The sequence below is a fragment of the Neisseria sp. P0013.S005 genome (genome assembly GCF_051958425.1).
Taxonomy (GTDB): Bacteria; Pseudomonadota; Gammaproteobacteria; order Burkholderiales; family Neisseriaceae; genus Neisseria; species Neisseria subflava.
Genome location: NZ_JBQCVL010000030.1, coordinates 1 through 4,865, shown reverse-complemented (window position 1 = coordinate 4,865; position 4,865 = coordinate 1). Strand labels below are relative to the sequence as shown.

Here is a 4,865-nt window from a genome sequence, read left to right as displayed (position 1 = left end):
TCGGTCGCAAAGAAAAGAACGAGCTGCGCGAAAACCTAACCAGCAACCTGCTAACCCGAGCCCTAACCAAAAGCAGCCGCACTTATGGTTTATTTGCTGGCGAGTGGTTATTCGTTGATACGGCAAATCGCCGCAAGGCCGAAAACCTGTTGACCAAGTTGCGCGAAGCCCTTGGCGGGCTGCCTGCTCAACATCCGGTTACCCGTCAATCGCCGGCATCATTGATGACCAATTGGCTGTTGCAGGGCGAAGCTCAAGGTCGGTTCATGCTGGATTCTGACGTTACCCTGGTCGGTGTGGGCGATGTTGCTCCCAAAGTTAAAATCAGCCGTAAAGACCTTACCGCCGAGGATGTGGTACAACACGCCAAAAATGGCATGAAAGTAACCGAACTTGGCTTGGTATGGAATGACCGCGTGGCATTTATCCTGACACAGGATTTAACACTGAAACGTATCCAATGGCTGGACGTTGTGCAGGAAGAAGCTGAAGGCAGCTGCGATGATGCGGAAAGTATGGCTTATGCCACACAGCTACTGATGGAGGCTGCACTGAGTGCGATTCTTGGTGAGTTGGTGGATTTACTGGGAGGTTGGCAGGAATGATGGAGGGTTGGGATGGATTCTAAAGGCCGGGATTTTTAAAGCTTGATTAAAGGCCGTCTGAAATGGGGTTTAAAACCTGTTTCAGGCGGCCTTTTTGTTTGTAGTCATATTGCGTATAATCAAACAACATTTTGACTATATCATATGAGGATAAATCATGAAGAAACTATTAATTGCCTGCGTAACTTTGGCTTTGGTGTCTGTGCCTTTAACTGTACAAGCTAAGGGCCGTCAGCCTTGTTCGGGTAAAAAAGGCGGTGTGTCGCATTGTGCGGGAGATAAGTTTGTATGCCAAGACGGCAGTATTAGTAAATCAAAACGTATTTGCGGCCGTTAATTAAGGTTTTGAAATTTTGGCTGTCTGAATTATTCAGACGGCCTTTTTTGTGCCTATCAGTTTCACAAAAAACATCGACTTAATACTATATATTGTATTTTATTGGTATAATATGCGCTAATTTATACTATATGTTGTATTGGAGAGATAATGCGCCGTGCGTTGATTGCGAAAATTAAGATTGCTCAAAAGGAGCTGGGTTTGGATGATGCGACGTATCGCGCAGTGTTGGAGCGCGTAACGGGCAAGCGGTCGTGTACCGAGTGCAGTATCCCCGAGCTGGAACGCGTAGTAGAGGATTTGCGCCAGCATGGGTTTGCGCCGAAGAAAACGGCAGGCCGTCGCCCGAACCGCCGAAGCTCTGCCGATCCGATGATGCGGAAAATCGAAGCCCTGCTGCTGGATAACGGCTGGACTTGGAATTATGCGCACGGTACGGCGAAAAAGATGTTTAAGGTTGACCGTGTGGAATGGTTGTCAGACGGCAATATGCACAAGTTGGTGGCGGCGTTGCAGATTGCGGCGAACCGTAAGAAAAAGGAGGCATAGGAATGAGCGTAAGTTGGGAGATGACGGAGCAGGATTTTGAGGATGTGAAACATCTTCTGCCGCAGAGCGTGGTGGCGATGATTACGGTCATCGGGCTGGAGGCGACATTTCACATGGTCAAGGTATGGGGCGGAACGAATTATCCGATATCCAACCGCCGCCGCAATACGCGCCAAAGCCGAATCTTACACGCGCAACTGGTCGAGGACATCGGCGAAGATGCTGCGGGACGATTAGAGCGAGCATATGCCGGTCAGCCTTTCTTGGCGATTCCGCGTTGCTGGGATGCAATGCGCGAACTTCGCAACCGATTTATCCGCCGCCAGTATGATGCGATGAGCGCGGAAGGTTTGAGCGATTTGGTTATTGTGCGCGAGCTGGTGTTGGCTCATCGGCTTTCTACGCGAAATATCCGTTACATTTTGAAAGAGGCCGACCGCGAGGCGGCGGCAAGAGCGCAGACGGATTTATTTGCAGCTTGATTGTGTTGTGTGTTTCTTGTGAGTGGACCTTTGCCCTGCTTTATGCGGGGCTTTTTTTGTTTGCGGGATAGTAAGTGCATTTGTGCCGACCGTCTTATGCCGTCTGAAAAGGTTAAATAAGGTTTTGAAAATAAATCGTGATTTAACTTGGAGATGCTAATGGGCAAAACTGTAACTTTAACCGCAGGCCACAGCAACACCGACCCGGGCGCGGTCAACGGAAGCGACCGTGAGGCGGACTTGGCGCAGGATATGCGCAATATTGTGGCTTCAATCTTGCGTAACGATTACGGCCTGACCGTACGCACCGACGGCGAAGGCAAAGGCAATATGCCGCTGCGTGAAGCGGTTAAGCTGATTCGCGGCTCGGATGTGGCGATTGAGTTCCATACCAACGCGGCGGCCGCGAAAACGGCCACTGGCATTGAGGCTTTGAGTACGCCGAAAAACAAACGCTGGTGTCAGGTGTTGAGCAAGGCTGTTGCGAAGGCGACCGGCTGGAAACTGCGCGGCGAAGACGGCTTTAAACCCGACAATGCGGGCCAGCATTCGCGCCTGGCTTATGCGCAGGCCGGCGGCATTGTGTTTGAGCCGTTTTTTATCAGTAACGACACTGATTTGGCTTTGTTTAAGGCTACTAAATGGGGCATCTGCCGCGTGATTGCAGACGCGATTGCGGTGGAATTGGGAGCGGCGAAGGTATGAAAAAGTCTTTGATTGCTTTGGCTCTGTCTGTGTTGAAACCGCCGATGCCTGAATTTGAGATTAAGCCTGCCAGTATTGGCTATTTGAAACAACATCCGTCTATGCGCATGGGTAAGTCGGGCGTGGCGGCTGCCAAACGCGCGGCGCGTAAACGCAAGAATCGTCGTTAATCATGGGACAGGTTGAGTTTTACGAAAAGATGATTGAGCAATGGTCGCGCAAACCTGCGTTTGAATTTGCGGAGGGCGAACTGGCCAATTATCGGGAAATGCTGAAACGGCACCTGCAAACCAAAAGTGTGGAATAGCAATGCGTATTTTGGATATTTTTAAAAACCCTGCGACAGGCAATGTGTCGCACTCGAAGCTGTGGGCAAATGTTGCCTGCGCGGCTGGGACGTTTAAATTTGTGATGTTGCCCGATCCGTCGGCGGAGATTTGGGCGGTGTATTTGGGAATTGTCGGCGGCTATGCGGTGGCGCGTTCGTTTGTCAGCGTCAAACGTCAGGAGGTTGAGAATGAATCTCGTGAAACTGCTGGCGAATAACTGGCAACCGATTGCCATCATCGCGCTTGTCGGCACGGGCTTGGCTGTGTCGCACCATCAAGGCTACAAGTCGGCTTTTACGAAGCAGCAAGCGGTCATCGACAAGATGGAAAAAGACAAAGCGCAAGCCCTGCTGTTGTCGGCTCAAAACTATGCGCGCGAGCTGGAACAGGCACGCGCGGAAGCAAAACAATCTGAAGCCAAGGCGCACGCCGTCGGTGTGAAATTGGCACAAAAGCAGGCGGAAGTCAGTCACCTGAAAACGGAAAATAAAAAGGAAATCGAAAATGTCCTTACTCAAGACCGTAAAAATGCAAGCGGTAATTGTATTGACGGCTTTGGCTCTCACGGCCTGCAGCTCTACAAGCGCGCCCTCGGCTACGGGAATTAAGGTTGTCGAAAAGGCGGTCATGCCGACACCGCCCGCTGCGTTGATGGTTGCGCCGGTGCGCCCGCATGCGCCGAAAGACGGCAAGACGGCAACGCTGCTCGAACACGCCGCTGAGTTTGGCGGCTATGTTTCGGAGCTGGAAAACCAAAATCAGGCTTGGCGCGACTGGGTCAACAGTCAAGTGGCAGTTGACGGTTCGGAGGGCGCACGATGACGACTTATCGTGAGTTGGTACAACGCACGGTCGCCTGCCGCCATGCGGATTTAGAGCTGGGATTGAGCCGCGCACGCGAACAAGAGCCGTTTGTCATCCATGTTTCCGACCTGTTGGATAAGGCCGGCATTGAGTACGCAGTGCGTATGGATAAGGATTTTCAGACGACCTTTTGTGTGGAGTTTTCCGCGACCGCCCCTGCTGATGTGATTGGTATTTTGCAAAAGTATTATTCAGTCTTTTTTGACGGCCAAAAGATCGAGGCGGCGAGCCGAAATCCCGAAGGCTATGCGGTGCGTATCGTATTCGGCGATGTGCCGGTTTAAAGGGGTTTTAAATGGACTTCGAATTTGGTTTTAAAACCCTGTGGCCGATTGCGACTGCCGCGTTTTGGTTTTGGGTCAACAGTATTTCAGGCCGTCTGAAAGAGGCGGATAAGCGGATTGACGACCTGAAGGAGGAGCTGCACGCGGTCAAACTCTCCTATCACACCAAACAGGACGCCCAAGCCGACCGCAAAAATATCGCGGCGTCTTTGGAGCGCATCGAAAACAAACTTGAAAAAATGAATGAAAAATTAGACAGAAAAGCGGACAAATCATGAAAGACCCGATTTTGGAAGCCTTGGCGCGTATTGAAAACAAAACTGATCAAACTCTGAAAAATCAGAAGGAAATGCAGGCGGAAATTGCACAAATCCGCCAAGACACGAAACGCACGGCCATTACATTCGGCGCACTGGGCGGCGGCGTGATTACGGTCGGCTGGGAATTGCTTAAAGCGAAAATGGGACTGTAATTATGGCTCACCCGCAAGAAATCCGTGAAAAGTTACGCCGGCTCTATGTGAGCGGCGAGCAAACTTTGGAAACGGCGGCCTTGATGTGCGAAATCCCACAGGCCACTGCGCGTGCGTGGAAACGTGCGGATAAGGAAAAAGGCGACGACTGGGATAAGATGCGCGCCGCCTACACGCTGGCTGGCGGAGGCATCGAAGACTTGAGCCGATCGCTGCTGGCAGGTTTTTTGGTGCAGTA

At 51.3% G+C, this 4,865-nt stretch carries 14 protein-coding genes; all 14 read left to right on the top strand.

Annotated elements, in window-relative coordinates; genetic code table 11:
* On the top strand, positions 1 to 605 hold a 605-nt coding region (locus tag ACTHTA_RS11315), incomplete at its 5' end, for a recombination-associated protein RdgC (protein ID WP_440364622.1).
* Positions 606 to 762: 157 nt separating this feature from the next.
* Positions 763 to 942, top strand: coding sequence for a hypothetical protein (locus ACTHTA_RS11310; protein ID WP_222570255.1), 180 nt, complete (start codon positions 763 to 765; stop codon positions 940 to 942).
* A gap of 150 nt (positions 943 to 1,092) precedes the next feature.
* Positions 1,093 to 1,491, top strand: a complete 399-nt coding sequence (locus tag ACTHTA_RS11305; RefSeq protein ID WP_440364621.1) for a gp16 family protein — start codon at positions 1,093 to 1,095, stop codon at positions 1,489 to 1,491.
* Positions 1,492 to 1,493: 2 nt separating this feature from the next.
* Positions 1,494 to 1,973, top strand: coding sequence for a Mor transcription activator family protein (locus ACTHTA_RS11300; protein ID WP_049350550.1), 480 nt, complete (start codon positions 1,494 to 1,496; stop codon positions 1,971 to 1,973).
* 159 nt (positions 1,974 to 2,132) lie between these two features.
* Complete coding sequence (locus ACTHTA_RS11295) at positions 2,133 to 2,678, top strand: N-acetylmuramoyl-L-alanine amidase (RefSeq protein ID WP_440364620.1); 546 nt, start codon at positions 2,133 to 2,135, stop codon at positions 2,676 to 2,678.
* Positions 2,675 to 2,848, top strand: coding sequence for a hypothetical protein (locus ACTHTA_RS11290; RefSeq protein WP_188209081.1), 174 nt, complete (start codon positions 2,675 to 2,677; stop codon positions 2,846 to 2,848). Before ACTHTA_RS11295 ends, ACTHTA_RS11290 begins: the two co-directional genes overlap by 4 nt.
* A gap of 2 nt (positions 2,849 to 2,850) precedes the next feature.
* Entirely contained in the window at positions 2,851 to 2,985 is a 135-nt protein-coding gene (locus ACTHTA_RS11285) for a hypothetical protein (RefSeq protein WP_440364619.1), read from the top strand.
* Positions 2,986 to 2,987: 2 nt separating this feature from the next.
* The gene (locus tag ACTHTA_RS11280) at positions 2,988 to 3,224 is read left to right on the top strand and encodes a hypothetical protein (protein WP_002219316.1); all 237 of its coding nucleotides are present in this window, start codon (positions 2,988 to 2,990) and stop codon (positions 3,222 to 3,224) included.
* Entirely contained in the window at positions 3,196 to 3,615 is a 420-nt protein-coding gene (locus tag ACTHTA_RS11275; RefSeq protein ID WP_440364618.1) for a hypothetical protein, read from the top strand. The genes ACTHTA_RS11280 and ACTHTA_RS11275 overlap by 29 nt, the downstream gene beginning before the upstream one ends.
* Complete coding sequence (locus ACTHTA_RS11270; protein WP_440364617.1) at positions 3,512 to 3,829, top strand: hypothetical protein; 318 nt, start codon at positions 3,512 to 3,514, stop codon at positions 3,827 to 3,829. Before ACTHTA_RS11275 ends, ACTHTA_RS11270 begins: the two co-directional genes overlap by 104 nt.
* Positions 3,826 to 4,155, top strand: coding sequence for a hypothetical protein (locus ACTHTA_RS11265; protein ID WP_440364616.1), 330 nt, complete (start codon positions 3,826 to 3,828; stop codon positions 4,153 to 4,155). The genes ACTHTA_RS11270 and ACTHTA_RS11265 overlap by 4 nt, the downstream gene beginning before the upstream one ends.
* 11 nt (positions 4,156 to 4,166) lie before the next feature.
* Positions 4,167 to 4,433, top strand: coding sequence for a hypothetical protein (locus tag ACTHTA_RS11260; RefSeq protein ID WP_440364615.1), 267 nt, complete (start codon positions 4,167 to 4,169; stop codon positions 4,431 to 4,433).
* Positions 4,430 to 4,627, top strand: coding sequence for a hypothetical protein (locus ACTHTA_RS11255; protein WP_070630689.1), 198 nt, complete (start codon positions 4,430 to 4,432; stop codon positions 4,625 to 4,627). The genes ACTHTA_RS11260 and ACTHTA_RS11255 overlap by 4 nt, the downstream gene beginning before the upstream one ends.
* A 2-nt stretch (positions 4,628 to 4,629) precedes the next feature.
* Positions 4,630 to 4,865 (top strand): DUF1804 family protein (locus ACTHTA_RS11250; protein WP_440376379.1); only part of this gene is annotated, 236 nt, incomplete at its 3' end.